Source organism: Streptomyces sp. NBC_01808 (assembly GCF_035917395.1).
Lineage (GTDB): Bacteria > Actinomycetota > Actinomycetes > Streptomycetales > Streptomycetaceae > Streptomyces.
On the sequence record NZ_CP109072.1, the window covers coordinates 2,097,882 to 2,117,647 of the forward strand.

The window sequence follows — 19,766 nt, forward strand, 5'->3', positions numbered from 1 at the left end:
TCTCTGCCTCTGTTCACTTCGTCTTCTGGGCGCGTCCGCCGCGCGCCGCAGCCGCGGGCCGCCAGGCCCGGAGGTCCTCGTCGGTCAGCCCAAGCTCCCCTTGGAGGGCGAGCCGGAAGTCGTGGAACGCCTGCGCCGCCGACTGACCGAAGTCGGGGAGGCACTCGCCGTGCCACTGGTCCAGCCACGGCTGCAGTTCGAGCAGGGCGGCGAGGTACGGGGTGAGTTCGTCGGGCGTCAGCTCGTTCTCGTTGAGGTAGCCGACGATCGCCTGCGCCTGCTGGAGGTGGTCCCAGCCCGCCCAGCCGAGGAGCGCGGGGGTCTGGGTGTTGTGCGCGCCGTAGGAGATGAAGCGCTCCTTGGGGACGTCGAGCTTTCCGCGCTGAGCCCAGAAACTGGGGCGCAGGAAGTCGGCGGAGGTGTACTTGGGCGGCACGTCGGTCGCGGCCCGGATCTTCCGCTTCTCGTCCTCGGAGGTGGCGGCGTCCTCCGCACGCTGCTTCTCCCAGGTCCGCTCCCAGTCGGCGCGCTTCTTCAGGCCGGCGGGCTTGTAGCGCAGGGCGGCGGCGGCAGGGACGTGCTGGTCGCCGACCAGCTCGGCGACGGTCTTCGCGAAGTCGGCGCGGGGCGCGTACAGGTTGAGGACGGCGGCGAAGTCGTCGTCCTCCTGGAGGCGGTCGGTCAGGCGCGGCAGGGTGATGAGGGTGGGCTGGTCGGCACCGTCGAACCACAGCTCGCGCTTGGCCTCGATCCGGTCGAGCAGCCAGGCACGCAGGGCCCGCTTCTGCATGGCGTCCCAGCCCTCGGTGGCCCAGCGCCGCTTGTACTCGGGGCGCTCGACCATGCCGATGGCGGAGTTCGACTCCATCATCGCGATGCGCTGGTTAACGATGTCCTTGTACGCGGCCGGCCAGTGGCCCGGGAGTTCGGTGATGGGTGTGGAGTTGTGCCGCGTGAACCACTCGGACGACGCCTCGCCGCGCTCGATGGCACGGGCCAGCACGATCTCGAAGGCCCGCTCACCGAGGGCGAGGGGCGGGACGTCGGCCGGGTCGGCGGGGCGGAGGTCGGTGTCGGTGAGGCCGTAGAGGGAGTAGACCTGCCAGTCCAACTCCTCCTGTAGGGCGATCATGCGCGCGCGGGTGGCTTCGTAGGTGGCATGGGCGTTACGGAGGGTGGCGGCGGTGGGGGTGGCTGCGGTGGCTACGGCGGTGGGGGTGGTGGCGGTGAGTTGCTGGGCGGCGGTGTCTAGGGCGACGGCAAGGGTGGTGGGGTAGGTGCGCGGGAGGGGAAAATCTTGAACGTTTGCGCCGTTGAACTGGTAATAGCTCTCCCAGGCGTACCGACCTGTGCCACGTTCACCACCCCGGTTGCCCTTGTCGTGGCAGACCATGCGAAGCCAGAACCCAGCTGTGGAGCTGTTGAGTACACCAAGCAACTGGAGGTGCTCCCCTTCGGTCGCTTCCTCCCGCAACTTGATAACCGGCGCGGTCTGCTTGAACACCTTCCCACCCCGATCAAGCACAAAGTGGTTGTGCGTTGCGACTTCAGCGAACGTGATCGACAGCGGTGTCTTGTACGCCGAGGCCGTGTGCTGCATGTAGTCCCACCAGCCGAGGCCGGCATCTGCCATGTCACCTTGAAACGTGCGCCGTGCAGCGAGGATCGTCCTCAATGGCCACAAGTCAGTGCGCAAGTCGTCCAGAACGACGCCAGCGGAGTACGGGTACCAGACCAGTTCCTCAGGGGACGCGATCCAGTCACGAACGATGTCACCCTTCATCAGCGGGCGCAGAGCACCTCGATCGGTGACGGTGCGGAACGTCGGTCGCAGCGGCCGAATGTAAGCCTCGTCCGCGCCCGCTCGAATCGCCCGACCGATAGGCGGCTCGATAACCGCCTTAATGGGAACCGCGTTGTCAGCGCTCAGCCGCTCATCGAGCTCAGCGCCACCATCCGCAAGGATCCAGGGAGCCTTAGCGAAGTAACGCCCCCGCTCCAGATCCGCCACAGACACCCACTGGCTCTTGGAGCCGGGCGCATCGATCTGCTCGACGGTCGCACGCCAAACGAGCCCCTCCTCTGGAATCTCCGGAACCGAAGGCTCACCCTGAACCGACCGAACCGTACGCACAGTCGCCCCCCGCTTGCTGTACGCCCGCCGCGTCCCGACGAGAATCACGGTCGGTGTCCCATGCCCCGGAATGTACGCCCCGCTCGTGTCGATGACCTCTCTCAGTTCCACCTCATGCCCGAAGAACGACTCAATGAGCCGCGTCCCGAACTCTCGCTTCATGAACGAGTTCGCCGTGATTTGGCCAACGCGTCCGTACCCCTCGCCCGTCTCTTTCTCCCCAACCTTCGCCAGCTCGAAGAACCGCTGCGCGAACGGCACCGAAAGCGCGTATGTCCCTTGGCAGGCGTCGTAGATCGACCGATACAGCTCGTTGAGCTTCTTGTCCTTCACGGTGATGTACGGCGGATTGCCGACGACCACGTCGTACTTGCCGCGCTGCAGAATGCCGTCGAAGTCGTTGACGTCCTCGGTCGTGTACCGGAAGTCGACCAGCGGGTCCGGCTCGTCCGCCTCTTCGAAGTCGAACGTGCCCTGCTCGCCGCGGATCTTCCGGTTACGGATCAGGCTGTCCCCCACTGCCAACTGCATTGGCCAGTCGTACCCCGCCGCCTCCCCTAACGTCCGCACCCCCGCCGCCCCCATCGCCGCGATCAGCAGCCGGAACCGCGCGATCGCCACCGCGAACGGGTTGATGTCCACCCCGTGCACCGACTCCAGCGCCCCGCGCACCCGCGCATGCGCGTCCAGCTCCGGCCGCCGCTCAGCCGACTCTCGCACCAGCCGCCGGAACGCACCCAGCACGAAGTGCCCCGACCCGCACGTCGGGTCGATCATCTTCAGGTCCTCGACGCCACCCCGCTCCCGTACCACCGGATTCATCGTCCGGTCGAGGATGAACTCCTCCACGAACTCCGGGGTTTGAAGCAGCGCGTAGTTCTTGCGGGCGGCCTCGCTCAGGTCCTGGTACAGGTCGCCCAGGAACCGGGTGTCCCATCCCCGCGTACCGTCGCCGTCTTCCTCCAGCGGGTCGGTGAAGTCGTGGACCAGGACCGACGTCCCCGCTTCGTCGTCGACCGTCCGCTGCCAGAAGTCCCGCAGCGCCCCCGCCCCCTCGTGCGAGAGCGGTATCTGCCGCAGCGGATTATGCTCCGAGAACAGCAGTGCCCCCGCCGGCCCCTCCGCCAGTTCCTCGAAGGCCCGCTCGAACCAGCCCCGATACGTGGGGTCCTCTGTCTTGTCCACGTATTCGTCGTACCGCGCCTGCGCGACCTCGCGCCCGGCGATGTCGGGCGCGGTGATGTACGGCTCGGGCACCAGGCCGTTGTCCTCGACGAACCGTACGAAGACCGTCCCGAGCACCCACGCCACCGCCACCTGCGTGATCCGCTCATCGAGCCAGGACTGCCAGGTCGCCGCCGTACGGCCGACCTTCTTCGACGCGTCGTACTCGGCACGCAGCCGGTCCCGTACCGCCTCGTCCCGCTTCACCTGGCCCTCAAGGTCCGTCTCCGCCGCCTTGACCTGTGCCTGCAGGTCCGACAGCAGCGCCTTGCGGTCGATCACGCGGTGGCTCCTTCGAGAGCGGTCGGTTCGTGCATGCGGGTCCAGGACTTGGGAATGGGGATCCACTCCTGCTGGGCCTCGAGGTACGGAACGGGGCGTCCGGCGAGTTTCGGGACGGCGGTCTCGTCGTCCTGGGCGACAAGGACCCACAGGGGGCGGCCACCGCGCCGGGCGCGCGCAGTCAGCCGGTCGAGGACGTGCATGCCGTCGTAGCGGGCAAAGACGGCGGCATCTGCGAGGAGGACAGGGGCAACGCGGCCATCACCGGAAGTCGGGGCCCGGGCCGAAGCCGCCAGTTCCCCTTCCAGCACCCCCTGCACGGCCTGCCACACCGCCCCCACCAGGTTGGTGAACCCCGTCGGACGCTGCCCGGCCGGAAGGACGTCCGCCCTCACCACGACCTCCCACGCTGGCATCGCGCGCTCGGGCGTGAGTTCGCCCCGCAGTCCCTTCAGGAACAGCTCGGTCACGGACACCGCCCGCGCCCCGTACTGGCGACGCAGTTCCCGTCCCACCGCCGGGGCGCTCCGCGCGCGCACGGTCAGTACCCGGAACCCGTCGCGCCGCGCGGCGCCCGCCAACTGCGCATCGGCCCGCGCCGCGGCCGACTCCGGGTCCAGCGGGCCGCCGGTCCCGGAACCGCTGCCGCTGAGAGCGGAGGTGTACGACAGGACCGCCTCGAATTTCCGGGGCAGGAACGCCTTCTTGTCGGCCGCGTACTTGAGGTCGAACCCCGCCTCGCGCAGCGCCTTGAGCAGTTCCTCGGGCCTGTCCTTCATCCCGGCGAGCGCCGCCAGAGCGGGGAAGCGGTCGTTGACACGTTCGAGGACCTCGCGCAGGGGCAGCCCCGGCTGCTGCTTCTCGGGCAGACCCGGCAGGACCCGGACCAGACCCGCCTGAGTGAGTCGCAGGGCGCGGATGAGGCCCAGATCGCGCGGGTAGATCTCGAGCCGCGGCGACAGCGCGGCGTTCTGGCTCGCCTGGGCGGCGAGGGTGGCCACGCGCCGGTCGTCCCAGGAGAAGTCGCCCTCGGGCAGCCTCACCGCGCTCAACTCGGCGAGGACCGTGCTCGAACCTGGCAGGGAGTCCCGTCCCGCGAGCCGGTCCGCGGCGTCACCGAGCCGCTTCACGTAGCTGAGCAGCGCGGGCGCCGCCGGGGTGTCGGGTCCGTCCGCTTCGTTGTCCGGGTCGACCTCCAGCGCGAGGAAGCCCGCGCGGCGTACCGGGTCGGTCGCCTTGTATGGGGCGAAGTGCTGGAAAGCCCCGTCGCCCACGGACAGATGCTGCTCGCGTTCGATCAGCGCGCGCAACACGGCGAAGGCGGCGGCCCGCCGTACCTCCGGGTCTCCCAGGGAGTAGCCGCGGGTGCCGAGCAGCCAGCCGGCCAGCGCGTCCACGGAGGCGACCCGGCCGAGCGTGCGAAGCTGCTCCAGCACCGCCGCCCGCACCTCCAGCAGGCCCTCATCCTGCGCCCAGAGCTTGCGGAGCTTCTTCAACTCTCTCGAGAACGTGGACTGGTCGGCGAACCCAACGGCCTGCGCGGCGTCCTTCTGCAGCGGCCACACCGGAAGGTCCGGCAGCGTGCCGTCGGCGCCGGGCGCGCGCAGCAGGTGCACGGCCACCTCGTGCAGCCGCTTCGTCCGGCCGGCGGCAGGCGGGACGATCCGGGCGAGGAGGTGGTCGATGTCCTGGACGTCGGGGACCACCCCGACGATGTGCTCGAGATGCGCTTCGAGCGGCGTCCTCTCCTGCGGTGACGGTGACGGCGACGGCTGCGGCTCGGGCTGCGAGCCGAGGCGGGCACGCCACTCCTTCTGCCGCCGCTGGATCTCCGTCCGCGTACGGGCGCCGAGCCCCGGCCGGTTGATGAACGTACGACTGGCCCGGTCGAGGAATTCGCCGACCGTGGTGAGCTTCATGTCCCGCAGGATCGAGTACGCGGACGGCGTCAGGCCCGCACGCACCAGAGGAGTGTCACGGGTGGCGACCTCGGCAAGCTGGTCGCGCAGCTCGGCGGTGTCGGCTTCGCCATCCGGTGCGGAGCTCTGCCCCTGCCGCCTCAGCGACTCGTGTCCGGCGCTGGCGGCCAGGCGTTGCGCGTCCAGGAAGACCCGCTGCCAGGACGTGCGCATCTCCCGCAGGTCCTTGTGGCGCTGCTTCGCATCGCGGGCGAGCGCCTTGCGGAAGAACTCGGTGAGCCCGTCGCGCAGTTCGTCCTCGAAGCCCTCCGAGGCGATCGTCGGGTACGGCCACTCCTTCGGGTCCGTCATCCGCGGGGTGACGGACCCGTCGCCCCACTGCGGCAGCTCGTTCGACGCCATCTGGTGCAGCGTCGCGGCGAGTGCGTACCGTTCCGCGGCGTCGTCGTACAGGTTCCGCATCACCGTGCCGACGAACGGGTCGAGATAGCCGGCTGTGCCCGCGCCGGTCTCGCGGGCCGAGACGGAGGCCAGCGAGAAGTCGAGGAGGAGGGCCTGCCTGGTGCCGTTCGGACGGATCCGGATCGCGATGTTGTCCGGTTTGATGTCGCGATGCCAGATGCCCTCGCCCTCCAGGTAGTAGAGGGCGTTGAACAGGTTGTCGCTGTAGCGCTCCAGCTCGTCCATGGTGAGGCGGCCCTGGCGCCCCAGGACGCGCGCCATGGTCTCGTCCCGAGCGGTGCGGTCGTCGCGCTTGTCGTCGGCCTCGGCCTTGATGTTGCCTACGTACTCGGTGGCCAGGACCGTACGCCCGCCCACGGCGAAAGTCCTCGGCTTGAGCAGCCGGATGATGCTCGAGTCCCGCAGTCGGTCGAGAGTCTCCGCCTCGCGCTGCAACGCCTCCGACTTGTCGTCGTCGAGCGCCACCTTCAGTACCGCGAACGCGTCTCTCTTCCCCTGCCGTTCATCCAGCACCAGGAGGGCACGCGCTGTCGAGCCGGTACCGAGGCGGCGGCGCACCCGCCAGCGCCCCTGCAGGAGCGTGCCCGGCGGGACCTCAAGCGGGTCGGGGTCGTCGGCAGGCTCCTGCTCCGGCTGCTCCTCCTCCTGTACTGCGGTGGGCCTGAGGTCCTCCTCGACCGCCGCCAGCATTTCCAGGAAGTCGCTCACCGCGTCGAGCCGCCGGTCCGGCTGCTGAGCGGTGGCGGCGTCGATCAGTTCGTCGAGGAACGGCGGGATGCCGTCCCTGACCGCCGACGGGGCGAGCCGCTCGCCCCTCTCCGAGCTGGCCTGCAGCTCCGCGCGGGTCCCGGCGGGAGAGCTGCCGGTGATGAGCAGATAGGCGAGCGTGCCGATGCCGTACACGTCCATGCGCGCCGGATCGGCCTTCGGGGCCGTCAACTCCGGCGCCAGATAAGGATCCGAGGCGTCGCCGACGCTCCCGTCCGACACCGTGGACGGTGCCAGGCTCACTCCGCTTGAGGTGATCGTGCGCGAGGCCAGCTGCCAGTCGGATACTTGCATAATGGGCTGCCGCCAGCGCTCCTCCTCGCTCAGTTCACGCCCTTCCGCACCCTTGTAGCGAGGGATGACATGGATCGAGCGCGGCGTGAGAGCACGGTGGTAGAGCCGCTTGGCATGCGCGTACTTGATCGCCTCGGCGATCTGGCGGACGAGTGCGAGCCGGTCCTCCAGGTTCAGCACTTCACCCCACCGGTCGAGGAACTCGTCCAGGTGCAGCCGCTCGGGGTGGTGGTCGAAGGTGAGGGCTGGGCCCGCTTCATGGTCGGAGGGGTAGTAGTCCCGAATGCGCACCACACCGGGGTGGTGGATCCGCTTGAGTGTGTCGGCCTCCCGCCTCGCCGCCTCGACGAGTGCCTTACGCGCCTCGCTGCTCGAGTTGCGGGGCCGCAGATGGACCCGCACGCGCACGGTCTCGGATAACTGCTCGTGTCTGCCCGCGTAGTCGGCCCAGGTGACACCCGTGTCGAAGGGCCGCTTGTCCAGGATGAACGGGCCGACCTTCGCCTCCCTGACCACTTGCTGGATACCGACCTGGGTGAGCGCCCTGCCGATGCCCGTGCTGGCCTGCGACGAGATCCTGAACCGGTCCTCGCGAGGCGGCAGCCGGAGCTCCGCGAGGAGGGCCGGGACGCCGTTGTAGATGTGGGCGTTCAGCTCGTGCGGCGGCAGCGCCAGGTCGAGGCCGTCCTCGGTGAAGCACACGCCCTCGGTGACGTACACCCTCGCGCCGTACCTGCGCAGCAGGGAAGCCAGTTCCTTGGACTTCTGGTTGGTGAGGCGCAGTGGATCGCCGAGGCTCCTCCCGTACCCGCGTCGGTTCCCCGGCGGGATCTGCACCCACTGGCCGCCGCGCCGTTCCACCCGGCCGTGCAGACTCTTCAGCTCGATCATGTGCACGCCACCCGGCGTCACGACCAGGAGGTCGACCTCACGAACGTGACCCGTCTGGCTGACGAAGGTGAAGTTGGACCACGCCCGCCACGGACCGTCGTCCGGTAGAGGCGTGAGGATCCTCTCGAGGGCCGCCTGTTCGTGCGGGTACTCGGAAGGAGCGACGGCCGTCCAGCGACCCTTCTTCATCAGCCTGGCTCTCCGATCCCCCGCGCCCTGCCGTCAGAACTGGCCTCGGTGGGTGGTTGCACCGAGCAGCTCGTGGCCGGCATCTCGGCAGGCCGCCCTGACGGATTGTTAGTTTGTTGGATTGTACGGGCGCGATCGCCATCCCCCAGCCCTTTTCGGCTCATCCCGCCCAGGGGCTTCTGGCCCTGCGATCGCGGTACCGAAGTCCTCGCGCAACACCGACTCCCGGGCAGCAGGAGGGTCAGGTTTGCGAGGATGGTGCCCGTGAATGACGTACGTGGTCAGGTCAGCACCGTACGGCGGCGAAGCGTCGTGGACGCACTGCGGCGGGGAGCCGTGCCCGAGCAGGGGCTTGATCTGCTCGCGACCGGCCTCGACCGGTTCGCCCCCGCTGTGGACGAGGAGCTGGAAACCGCCGCAGGCGGCGGCTCCGTCTTCAAAGCGGTGCGCGGCGAGTACGGCTCCGGCAAGACGTTCTTCACCCGGTGGCTCGCCGAGCGCGGCAAGGCCCGCGGGTTCGCCGTCTGTGAGATCCAGGTGTCGGAGAACGAGACGCCGCTGCACAAGCTCGAGACCGTCTACCGGCGGCTCATCGAACGGCTCGCCACCTCGGCCTTCCCGCCCAGCGCGCTGCAGCAGGTCGTCGACGGCTGGTTCTACGCACTGGAGGAGGACGCGCTCGCCGACGGAGTGGGCGAGGACGCCCTTGCCGATGCCGTGGACCGGTTGATGTCGGCGCGGCTCGCCGAGGTGTCCCGGCACGCACCGGCCTTCGCCGCCGCACTGCGCGGCTACCGCCAGGCGCTCGAAGCCGGCGATGACACGTCGGCCGCCGCCGTCCTCGCCTGGCTCGGCGGACAGCCGCACGTGTCCGCCGCGGCGCGCAAGACGGCCGGGGTGCGTGGTGACCTCGACCACTTCGGGGCCCTCGGGTTCCTCCAGGGGCTCCTCACCGTCCTGCGTGACACCGGTCATGCCGGCCTCGTCGTCGTACTCGACGAGGTGGAGACGCTGCAGCGGGTCCGCTCCGACGCCCGCGACAAGGCCCTCAACGCGCTGCGCCAGCTCATCGACGAGGTGCACTCCGGCCGGTTCCCCGGCCTCTATCTGGTGATCACCGGCACCCCGGCCTTCTACGACGGGCCGCAGGGTGTGCAGCGACTCGCCCCCCTCGCGCAGCGGCTCGCCACCGACTTCACGACCGACCCTCGCTTCGACAACCCGCGTGCCGTGCAGATCCGGCTGCCGGGCTTCACCGGGGAGCGCCTCGTCCAGCTCGGGCTGAAGGTCCGGGACCTGTACGCCGCCGGAGCGGGCGATCCGGTACGGATCCGGGAGGTGGCCGACGAGGCGTACATCGACGACCTCGCCAAGGCAGTCGGCGGGCGCCTGGGCGGGAAGGTCGGCGTCGCCCCGCGGATCTTCCTGAAGAAGCTCGTCGGAGACGTCCTCGACCGGATCGACCAGTTCGAGGAGTTCGACCCGCGGCTCCACTATCAACTCACCTTGTCCGGGAGTGAGTTGACGGATATAGAACGCAACGCTGCGGCAGCGGACGACATCGGCCTGGAGCTGTGATGGAGCCGGACCGGTTGGACCGCCCGGATCCGGTGGACCGTCTGCATCCCGTGCTCCTGCACCACATCGTCAACACCCTCGGCTGGCCCGACCTGCGGCCCCTGCAGAAGGCCGCCATCGACCCGCTGATGGACGGCGAGGACGCCGTGCTGCTCGCCCCCACCGCGGGCGGCAAGACCGAGGCCGCCTCGTTCCCGCTGCTCGCGGCCATGGAGAACAGCGACTGGCAGGGCATCTCGGTGCTCTACCTCGCCCCCCTCAAAGCCCTCCTCAACAACCTTGAACCACGCCTTGAGACCTACGCGGGATGGCTGGGCCGTACTGCGGCGCTGTGGCACGGCGACACCAGGGAATCCGCGCGCAAGCGAATGCGGGTCGACGGCCCTGACATCCTCCTGACCACCCCCGAATCCCTCGAAGCACAACTCATCAGCAAGAAGACCGACCACAAGCACATGCTCGGCGGGGTACGGGCCGTTGTCGTCGACGAGGTGCACGCCTTCGCTTCGGACGACCGCGGCTGGCACCTGCTCGCCGTACTCGAACGCCTTGAGCGCCTCGCCGAGCGGCGCATCCAGCGCATCGGCCTGTCCGCCACGGTCGGCAACCCCGAAGACCTGCTGCACTGGCTGCAAGGGGCACAACCACACGAGCGCGTGGGCCGCGTCGTCGCACCTGGCGTTCCTCCCAAGGCACCCGAAGGAAGCGCCCCACCACCCGGCGACATCGAACTCGACTATGTGGGCTCCCTCGACAACGCGGCCAAACTCATCTCCCTCCTCCACGGCGGCGAAAAGCGACTCGTCTTCTGCGACTCCCGCGCATCCGTCGAGGAACTCGGTGAGAAGCTTCGTCTCCGCGGCGTGACGACGTACCTCTCCCACTCCTCCCTCTCCCTCGACGAGCGGCGCCGCTCCGAAGAAGCCTTCGCCGAGGCCCGAGACTGCGTGATCGTCTCCACCTCGACCCTCGAACTCGGCATCGACGTGGGCGACTTGGACCGGGTCGTCCAGATCGGCGCCCCTGACACCGTCGCAGCCTTCCTGCAGCGCCTGGGCCGCACAGGACGGCGCACCGGAACGGTACGCAATGCCCTCTTCCTCGCCACCGAAGAGCCCGACCTCCTGAAAGCCGCGGCACTGCTCCTGCTGTGGGGCCGCCACTGGATCGAGCCCGTCGTCCCGCCGCCACAGCCGCGCCACCTCGTCGCCCAGCAGATTCTCGCCGCGGCCCTGCAGCAGCACACACTCGGCGACCGCACCTGGCACGAGGAGTGGAACGGTCTCGCACCCTTCGACAAGAGCTCGACGCCGATCATCAAGTACCTGGTCAGCGGCGGATTCCTCGACACCGACGGAGGGCTCCTCTTCATCGGCCCCCAAGCCGAGAAGCACTTCGGCCGCCGCCACTTCATGGCCCTCACTGCGGCCTTCACCGCCCCGCCGCAGTTCACCGTCTACTTCGGCCGCAAGGACCTCGGCACCATCGACCCTCGGCTCCTGCTGGAACAGCATGAGGGGCCACGCCTGCTGCTCCTCGGCGGACGCAGCTGGCAGATCGGCCACATCGACTTCAACCGCAGACGCGCCTTCGTCGAACCCGCCGAAGGCGGCGGCCGCGCCCGCTGGGACAGCTACGGGCTCAGCGGCCTCTCCTTCCCACTCACCCGCGCCATGCGCGACGTACTCCTCGGCGCGGACCCGCCCGCCCGCCTCACCCGACGCGCGCAGGCACGCCTCGCCGAACTCCGAGAGAACCGGGCCTCGCACGTCGACGCACGCGGGACGCTCCTACGCCGCGAGGGCGACAAGCTCGAGTGGTGGACCTGGGCCGGCTTTCGCGCCAATGCCACCCTCATCGCATCCCTCGGGGCCCTCGCCGACCCCGTACAACACCCCGACGACGCCCGGATCCGCCTCAATACGGCAACGACACCGCAGAGTTGGCAGGCCGCCTGCACCGCCCTCGCCCACCACCTTGTCCTGCCTGACGTCAACCCCCGTGCTGTGCAGGGCCTGAAGTTCTCGGCCGCCCTCCCCGAGCACCTCGCCGCACGCACGGTCGCCGCTCGCCTGGCGGACTTCGACGGCGCCCGGTCCGTCCTTGACGAGGCCGTGCGCTGGGAGACCTGGCAATAGCCTGCCGAAGCCTTGACGTGAGTCCCCATGGGAGCCTCGGGCCCTGAGCTGGGAAGGCCGCACGGAACACGCCGCGGCACGTGTTCGTCCCCCGCTGGTGGGACGCCGCCCCGATCGGGGCGGTGCTCTGCGACGGCCGAGCCACCGGTCCGGGTGGATGCGCGCGGCCTACCGTGACGCCACGCTCGTCACCCGCCTCGGCGAACCGCACGCCGACCACGCCAAGCCCGACGACCGCCCCGAATGGTGGCCGTCGTCGTCCTCCAGGCTGCCGTCGCTGGTGGTGCAGATGGCCAGGCACCCGCGCCCGGACGAGGGCGTGGACGTGCTTGACGTGGGCACCGGCACGGGCTACGGCGCGGCCCTACTGAGCCGCCCCCTGGGCGACCGGCATGTCACGAGCGTGGACGTGGACCCGTATCTGACCGAAGCAGCCCGTGACCGGCTCGCCGAGGTCGGCCACCGGCCCGAGGTCGCCACCGTCTCCGTGCCGCGCATCCCCGCCTCGTGGCTCGCCGCGCTGCGGCCAGGCGGCCGACTGGTCACCACGATCACCGGAACCTCGCTGATCACCGGGGCGGACAAGACTCCGGACTGCGGCGCGATCGGCCGCGTGGAACGGGACCGGGCCGGGTTCATGGGCGTACGCCACGGCGCCGACTACCCGCCCCACCTCATGGCCGGGCCCACCACGTAGGCGATCAGGACGGAGAAGACATCAGCAGGGGCCGGAAGTGCTCGGTCTCGTTCGTCTTCGCTCCGACCTCGCCTCGCCCCCCGGTTGCACAGTGGTCTGTACGGCCGGAGCACCTCGTAAGAGTTGCAGTTATAATAGGCGCAATTATACTTCTGAAGGATGCGTGCCTCCATGGACAGACCCGCCGAGATGTTCGACCGCGACTTCGAGTGGTCGGAACTGGCTCGCTTCGCAGCCCTGCCAGGATCCCGGGCCACCCTCGGCGTGGTCTCCGGACGGCGTCGCCAGGGCAAGACCTTCCTGCTCGACGCCCTTATCCGCGCGAGCGGCGGGTTCATGTTCACTGCTACGGAGACCACGGAAGCTGACGCCTTGCGTCAGTTCGGCGGGGCTCTCGCTCACTACCGCGATCAGCCAACGCCTTTCCGTTTCGCCGACTGGGGTGAAGCTGTCACCGAGCTCATGCGTATCGCGGACGGGGGCAGCCCCGTCACGGCGGTCATTGATGAGTTTCCCTTCGTCGCGAAGGCGTCCCCGGCTCTCCCTTCGATCATCCAGCGTGCCCTCGATCCGACGGCCCAGCGCATCAATACCCCCGTGCGGCTCTTGCTGTGCGGTTCCGCGCTGTCCTTCATGGGAGGGCTCCTCGCCGGAAACGCCCCGTTGCGCGGCCGCGCCGGCCTGGAGCTTGTCGTCCCCACTCTGGACTTCCGTCTCGCCGCCGAGTTCTGGGAGATCGCCGACCCGCGCACCGCGCTGCTCACCCACGCCATCGTCGGCGGTACTCCCGCCTATCGCCGCGAGTTCACCCAAGGCGACACCCCCGCCGGCCCCGACGACTTCAACGCCTGGGTCGTCCGCGCAGTCCTCAATCCTGCCCGCCCGCTCTTCCGGGAAGCCCGCTATCTGCTCGCCGAAGAGCCAGAACTCCACGACACCGCCCTCTATCACTCGGTCCTGGCCGCCATCGCCGCCGGAAACACCGCTCGCGGCGGCATCGCCGACTACCTCGGCCGTAAGTCCACCGATCTCGCCCACCCGCTCAGCGTCCTTCAGGACGTCGGCATGATCACGCACGAGGCTGACGCCTTCCGCCGTAACCGCTCCGCCTACCGCATCGCCGAACCCCTCATCGCCTTCTACCACGCAGTCATGCGTCCTGCCTGGGGTGACCTGGAGCGCCCCGGACGCGCCGGTGCGGTGTGGCGCCGCGCCCAGTCCACGTTCCGCAGCAAAGTCGTCGGCCCGCACTTCGAGCAGGTCTGCCGCGAGTGGGCCCGTTGGCACGCCTCGGCCGAAACCCACGGCGGGGTGGCCACCAGAGTGGCGAGCGGCACCGTCAACGACCCCGCCGCGAAGACCAGCCACGAAGTCGACGTCGCCGTCCACGGCGACACCGAAAACGGCGTCGAGGGGCTTTTGGCCATCGGTGAAGTCAAGTGGAACGACGTCATGGGGCAGAGACATCTGGACCGCCTCCAGCGCATCCGCTCCCTGCTCATGGCACGCGGCACAGCTACCGACGCCACGGGACTGCACTGCTACAGCGCCGCCGGCTTCACCGACGACCTGCGCCTCCGCGCCGAAAGCGACCCCACCATCCAACTGATCGAGCCGCATCGCCTCTACCACGGCGACTGATCAACGCTCGGACCTCGTCACACTGTGCACGGGATGTGTAACGCCGTCGCCGAAACACCGCATCTCTCCAGGTCAGAGCGCTACGCCCGAAAGGGAGACAGAACCCGGCGTACAGGCCGACTCGTCCGCCTCCTGTACTTCTGACCTGCGATTACTCTCCGGATACAGAGATCAAAAGGGCCTGCGGGGAAAATCCGGGGAGATCTGGCGGGTTCGGCGATGGTCCAGCAGTTCTTGCGCGGCAGGTCCGACAGCAGTCCGAGCACCAACTTCCGGACCCGGCACCGGGGTTCGACCCGTGAACCGTCCCGCTATCCGGCTCATCAGATCCTCGAACGCCTCCCTTCAGCGGGCAGGGTCTACGCTGTGCCCTGCGGCCACCACGTGATCGTTTGTCTTCACACACCGATGATCAACGGGTGGCCGCACCCGTCTCCACAGCGCGTCGGGGTCGCGCAGCGTCCGCCCGCCGTCCTGTGTCAGGAGGACATGTGCAACGTGGCGAAGTCTGGTGGGTGGAGTTCGACGAGCGGCGGCCGGTCGTGCTGCTGTCGGGAGACGACGCGTCCGGGATCCGGGTGATGCAGGTCGTCGCTCGGGCGGGTGTCGACATCACCGGTCTGGGCGTCGAAGTGGCAGTAGGCGCCGTGGAAGGACTGCCCTTTGAAGGCGTGCTTCGGTTCGCGTTCCCGCGTCCGGGCTTTACCCCTTGCACGTGGCTGACCACCGTGTCCCGGGACGACCTGATCGAGCGGGCGGGCGCCCTGTCCTCCGCGAAACTCAGCGAGATTGAGAACGCCCTCCGTCTCAGTGAGCAGGCGAAGGAGTGGACCCCGGCGACGACCGCGAAGCTCAGCGAGATAAGGAACGCCCTCCGTCTCGGTGGACTCGGGTAGGCGGAGAAGGAAAAGAACGCCCACGACGGCGTGGTCGGCCTCGTCCAGATGATCGACGCTGCCAACTGCCTCCTCGGCGCCCCTCACGATCGAGATCACGAACTACGGCTGGAGTACGGGAACGCTCTGGGGGTATGGCGGTCCAGGCCAGATCACTTCCGGCGCGTCCTGCTGATCGGTGAAGGGGACGCCCTCGGCGTAGGCGACCAGTCTGGCCAGGACGACGTTCGGGTCCAGGCCCTTTGCGTGGATCCAGTCTGCGCCCGTCTCCTCCAGCGACATCCCGCGGAACCAGTCGCCGTCGGGACCGATGGCCTGGTTCACCGCCGCGGCGTCGTCGGTCGCGTGGAAGTAGTCGTACAGCACGCCCATGGCGGTCTCCGTCGTTCATCGGTCCTGTGCCGAAGTAGAGCAGGCGGCACTGACATCGGACTTCCTCCGATGGCCCACGCCTTGACGAAGAAGCGGTGCCAACCTGGCCGTCTTCCAGGTTGGAAAAGGCTCACTGTCCCACGGACCGGCGGCCTTGGCTTGGCGGACTGACCTGCGGGAGCACTGGCCGGCGCACGCACGGAAGCTCTACGCGCACCTGGCTGCTATCTAGGACGAGGACGACATACTGCCCACTCTCGCCAGCACCTGGATCGCCAGCCAGCGGATCCTGAACATCGAGTCACCCCGCCATCCTCGACGTCCCACCGCTAAACATGCACGATCTCGTTTTGGACTGCGTGTCGGTGCTTGCGGTGGCTCTGCACCCAGCCGTGCGGTGCAGCAACCCACGTGCGCTTTTGCACAATGGGTCCACAGCACAGATACGCAGGTCTACCTTGGCCTTCGGCAGTATTCCGGGCCGGCCGACCTGGTCGAGGCGCGCACCGTGCTGGCGGGGGGATCACTTCGGTGGGACCGGTCCCGGGCCGTCCGGGTTAGCCTCTCGTCCTTTTCCTCATCGAAGGGACGTGGTGACGTGGCCGTCTTACTCGTGGCTGGAGTGCTGTCCATGGGCGTCGGTGTCTTCATGGCACGAGCCCTTGAGAACGACACGGCCCAGACCAACGGCCTGGCGTTCATCTGGTTCGGCGCCATCCTTGTCGTCCGCTCCATGATCGGAAGCAACCGACGTGCGGGGATGCTCGTGTGGGCGCTCGGTGGCGGCAGCCTCTACTACGTGTTCGCGTACACCGACCTGCCTCACACGCTCACGGACGGTAGTGGCACATGGATCGTAAGCACCCTGCTGCTTCTTCTTGCCGCAGCTGTGTATCTGCACTCTCGACGGAAACCGCCTCCGTCAAGAGACGAGGCCGGGCGAGGGTGAGCCCTGACTTCACCGAGTGCTGCCGGATCGGCCCCACATGCCGGGCAGCGCGCGGGCGAGCCGGTCCTTGGTGGTGCTGTCGCTGTCGCGGGTGTGCACGGACGGCCCATCGGCAGTCGCGTACAGATGACAAAATCACTACTGGCGGTGTTCTGGTGTCGGGGGAGGGCTTCGGCCTCGGAGAGCTGATGAGGGTGTGGCCGCTCCGGGGTGGGCCGAGGCGGTCGGCCTGCTGACGGTGTGTTGCCGAGAATCGGGAGCGGGCTTGCCGGATGAGAGGGGGTCGGAGTCCAAGGCGGGCTCGGAGTCGGGGTGGATGGCGCGGCTGGGGCTCACCGCGTTGGGCGTTGTTCCCCCTGCGCTGATCGGTGCGCAGCCGTGACCGGAGGTCACCCGCGAACCAGTGGTGGCGATTCTGGCGCTAGCGGGCTACGAGTTACTCATCGCGGTCGTGGCCTTCGCCGGCAAGGTTTTCGGCGACGTGCAGAGCCGGTGGGCCGCACGCGTCGCGGGCTCCCTGGACGTGTGGCTGCTGCAGCGCACCTCCCGGTTCGAGCGCGATTACCGCATCGACCTTGCGAGCCGTCACCGGGTCGACGAACCGCAGGGCTGGTTCGAGGAGCAGTCGGAGGCCGGGCGCTGTGTCGTGCTGCTCGACGGCTTGGACGAGGTGGCGCGGGAGGAGGATCGGCGGCGCGTCGCCGCCTGGGTGGAGGAGCAGATCGAACAGTACGAGGGGAATGACTTCGTGCTGACCTCCCGCCCCCACGGCTACCTCAGCGCCCCCCTCAACCGAGCCCGGGTCCTGTAAGTGCGGCGTTTCACCGGCCACCAGATCACCCGTTTCGTACACGGCTGGTATCGCGCCATGGAGCGGTGGAGCAGCGATGGGGGCACTGAGGGCCGGACTGCTGCGGACGAGCGGGCTGGAGAGGCCGCGGAGGACCTGCTGGCCCGCCTGCGCGGCCGGCCGATGCTGTACGACCTGGGGGCCAACCCGCTGCTGCTGACCATGATCGCCAACGTTCACCGCTACCGGGGTGCGCTCCCCGGCAGCCGCGCGGACCTGTACGCCGAGATCTGCCAGGTGCTGCTCTGGCGGCGGCGACGAGGAAGCGACCTTGGAGTCGGCGGGAGCGGCCGTCGGCATGACGGGACCGGGGGCGCTGCGTTTCGTCCGCCGGCTGAACGAACTCCTGCCCGGGGAACCACTCTGGCGGCTGCCGCAACTGAGCGAGGCCCGGGATCCCGGCTTCCGCTTCACCGGTGCGGAAGTACGCGACACCCGTCCTCCGGAAGGCACCAGAGGGTGTCGCGTCGGCGGCGCGATCGCCCTCCATCCGGATCAGCGCTTGACGTCGTAGATCAGCTTCATGATCCCGTTCGAGTAGCTCTCCGACTCCCGCAGCGTCAGCATCTGCTTGTCGCGGTCGGCCCGGCCGAACAGGCTCTTCCCGGCACCGAGCAGCACGGGGAAGGCGAGCAGGTTGTACCGGTCGATCAGGCCGGCGTCCGACAGCCGCCGGGCCAGCTCCGCGCTCCCATGGATGAAGATCGCGCCGCCCTTGCCCTCCTTGAGCGCGGCGACGTCCTCGGTCGAGCGCAGGATGGTCGTCGGCCCCCACCCGTCGACGAGGTCGTCGTCGGACAGAGTGGTCGACACCACATACTTGGGCAGCTCTTTGTAGTCGGCGTGGTCCTCCGAGCCGGGCCAGACCGGCGCGAACGCCTCGTAACTGCGGCGGCCGAACATCAGCGCCGTCGTGTCGGCGAGTTCCTCGCCCTTCAGCGACCAGGCTTCCGGGACGAACTCAAGGTCGTCGACCACCCATCCGCCGCTGCGGTGCTCCTCCCCCGGCCCGCCCCCGGGCGAGTCCACGACGCCGTCGAGCGATATGAAGGCGGTGTAGACCAGGTCGCGCATGGTGCTGTCTCCTCATGATCAGGCGAGTACCGGGCCAGGCTAGATCGCGGCCGCGGCAGCCGTCTTGGACGAAAACGACAGGAGGTTCAGCCCTGCCCCGCGCCCCTGGCGCACCGGCTCACGGTTGTACGCCGGGGCGTGGATGGGGCATTCGGTGCAGTCGCGCCGCCGGATCGGCACTGCCGGCGCGGGCAGCGGGGACAGGGAGAGTGATCACATCACTCCGGGGAGCTGTGACTCTTGGAGGACGCCATGCGTCGTCTCACTTTCTCCCTGGCCGTCGCGGCGCTGGGGTGCTGCTGTTGCCGCCCACCATGGACACGACCGTCGAGGGCAACGGGCCCGCTATGGCCCGCCGGGCGCCCATCTCCTCTCCCTCACCGCGTACGGAACCCGACTGCCGGCGTACAGGCCGACTCGTCCGCCTCCACCGGAGCCGCAGCGCTCAACTACTCTCGGCCCGGGGCCTTCGCGAGCCCCGAGATGAGGGGAGGGCGGTGTGGAGCCGGGGGAACTCGGTCGCGCGGTCGAGGCAGCCCGGGCGACCGCCGCGGAGCTGGGCCTTCAAGCCGACGATGCGGTCGTCATCAACGACTCGGACCGCGTGGTGCTGCGCCTGGTCCCGTGCGATGTGCTGGCTCGGGTCGCACCTGCGGAGCACCTGGCTGATGCCCGGTTCGAAGTAGAGGTTGCCTGCCGTCTCGCCGACGTCGAGGCTCCGGTGGCGGAGGTCGAGCCTCGGGTCGACCCGCGGGTGTATGTGCATGGCGCCTTCGCGGTCTCGCTCTGGAGCTACTACGAACCGGTGGGATCGGAGATCGCACCGGCCGCTTACGCAGACGCCCTCGTGCGACACCACGCCGCCCTGCGCCAGATCGACCTGGACGCACCGCACTTCACCGATCGAGTCGCCGGGGCGCTACGAGAAGTGAACGACCGAAAGCGCTCCCCGGAACTGCCCGATGCCGACCGGGAATTCCTCAGCAGGACTCTCAACGGACTGAGCGCCGCGATCAGCGCCGAGAGTTCCGCCGACCAACTCCTGCACGGCGAGCCCCACCCGGGCAACCTCCTCAACACGAGGCGAGGACCGCTTTTCGTCGACCTCGCCACGTGCTGCCGTGGACCGGTCGAGTTCGACCTGGCCCACGCGCCGGAAGACGTGGGAAAGCACTACGCGGGAGCCGACTACGCCCTGATCCACCAGTGCCGCGCCCTGGGCTGGGCGATGTTCTCAGCCTGGCGCTGGCGCCAAGAAGACCACATGCCCGACCGGGCCCACTGGCGAACGGAAGGTCTCGAACGGGTTCGCACCACACTCGATCGCCGCGGACCCGGCTGAACCGGGGATTTTGTCCACTCGCCGGTTCACCGCCGTCCGGAACCGCCCCAACGCGGCTGATCGTCA

General features: G+C 68.9%; 12 protein-coding genes and 1 pseudogene. 8 read left to right on the forward strand and 5 right to left on the reverse strand.

The annotated features are described in order from the left end of the window. Window positions 1-13: 13 nt before the first annotated feature. Both pglX and pglW read right to left on the reverse strand, forming a co-directional pair. Window positions 14-3,640: a BREX-2 system adenine-specific DNA-methyltransferase PglX gene (gene pglX / locus OG946_RS08880; RefSeq protein WP_326795583.1), complete on the reverse strand. Its 3,627-nt coding sequence runs from the start codon at window positions 3,638-3,640 to the stop codon at window positions 14-16. Next, complete coding sequence (gene pglW / locus OG946_RS08885; RefSeq protein ID WP_326795584.1) at window positions 3,637-8,163, reverse strand: BREX system serine/threonine kinase PglW; 4,527 nt, start codon at window positions 8,161-8,163, stop codon at window positions 3,637-3,639. Before pglW ends, pglX begins: the two co-directional genes overlap by 4 nt. A 255-nt stretch (window positions 8,164-8,418) precedes the next feature. Here pglW and brxD point away from each other — a divergent pair, with 255 nt between their 5' ends. From brxD to OG946_RS08905, 4 genes are all read left to right on the forward strand, one after another. Beyond that, window positions 8,419-9,741 (forward strand): BREX system ATP-binding protein BrxD, encoded by a 1,323-nt coding sequence (brxD, locus tag OG946_RS08890; RefSeq protein ID WP_326795585.1) that lies wholly within the window; start codon window positions 8,419-8,421, stop codon window positions 9,739-9,741. Next, on the forward strand, window positions 9,741-11,879 hold the full coding sequence (locus OG946_RS08895; RefSeq protein ID WP_326795586.1) for a DEAD/DEAH box helicase: 2,139 nt from the start codon (window positions 9,741-9,743) through the stop codon (window positions 11,877-11,879). The genes brxD and OG946_RS08895 overlap by 1 nt, the downstream gene beginning before the upstream one ends. A 157-nt stretch (window positions 11,880-12,036) precedes the next feature. After that, the gene (locus OG946_RS08900) at window positions 12,037-12,576 is read left to right on the forward strand and encodes a methyltransferase domain-containing protein (RefSeq protein ID WP_326795587.1); all 540 of its coding nucleotides are present in this window, start codon (window positions 12,037-12,039) and stop codon (window positions 12,574-12,576) included. 171 nt (window positions 12,577-12,747) lie between these two features. Beyond that, window positions 12,748-14,217 carry an AAA family ATPase gene (locus tag OG946_RS08905; protein ID WP_326795588.1) on the forward strand — a complete coding sequence of 490 codons (1,470 nt, stop codon included), beginning with the start codon at window positions 12,748-12,750 and terminating at the stop codon, window positions 14,215-14,217. 206 nt (window positions 14,218-14,423) lie between these two features. Here the strand turns inward: OG946_RS08905 and OG946_RS36055 are convergent. After that, a pseudogene (locus OG946_RS36055) lies at window positions 14,424-14,541 on the reverse strand (IS701 family transposase); the annotation flags it as partial. Between the two features lie 167 nt (window positions 14,542-14,708). On the opposite strand from OG946_RS36055, the gene OG946_RS08910 reads away from it, so the two are divergent. Continuing rightward, entirely contained in the window at window positions 14,709-15,113 is a 405-nt protein-coding gene (locus OG946_RS08910; protein ID WP_326795589.1) for a type II toxin-antitoxin system PemK/MazF family toxin, read from the forward strand. A 102-nt stretch (window positions 15,114-15,215) separates the two neighbouring features. Here OG946_RS08910 and OG946_RS08915 read toward each other — a convergent pair whose 3' ends face one another. Beyond that, a complete protein-coding gene (locus OG946_RS08915; RefSeq protein WP_326795590.1) occupies window positions 15,216-15,485 on the reverse strand; it encodes a hypothetical protein in 270 nt (89 codons plus the stop codon). 598 nt (window positions 15,486-16,083) lie between these two features. On the opposite strand from OG946_RS08915, the gene OG946_RS08920 reads away from it, so the two are divergent. Both OG946_RS08920 and OG946_RS08925 read left to right on the forward strand, forming a co-directional pair. Further along, entirely contained in the window at window positions 16,084-16,434 is a 351-nt protein-coding gene (locus OG946_RS08920; RefSeq protein WP_326795591.1) for a hypothetical protein, read from the forward strand. Between the two features lie 403 nt (window positions 16,435-16,837). Beyond that, complete coding sequence (locus tag OG946_RS08925) at window positions 16,838-17,245, forward strand: hypothetical protein (protein WP_326795592.1); 408 nt, start codon at window positions 16,838-16,840, stop codon at window positions 17,243-17,245. Window positions 17,246-17,779: 534 nt separating this feature from the next. Here the strand turns inward: OG946_RS08925 and OG946_RS08930 are convergent. After that, a complete protein-coding gene (locus OG946_RS08930; RefSeq protein ID WP_326795593.1) occupies window positions 17,780-18,358 on the reverse strand; it encodes a dihydrofolate reductase family protein in 579 nt (192 codons plus the stop codon). Window positions 18,359-18,857: 499 nt separating this feature from the next. Here OG946_RS08930 and OG946_RS08935 point away from each other — a divergent pair, with 499 nt between their 5' ends. Continuing rightward, complete coding sequence (locus tag OG946_RS08935; protein ID WP_326795594.1) at window positions 18,858-19,700, forward strand: phosphotransferase; 843 nt, start codon at window positions 18,858-18,860, stop codon at window positions 19,698-19,700. The last annotated feature ends 66 nt before the right edge of the window (window positions 19,701-19,766 follow it).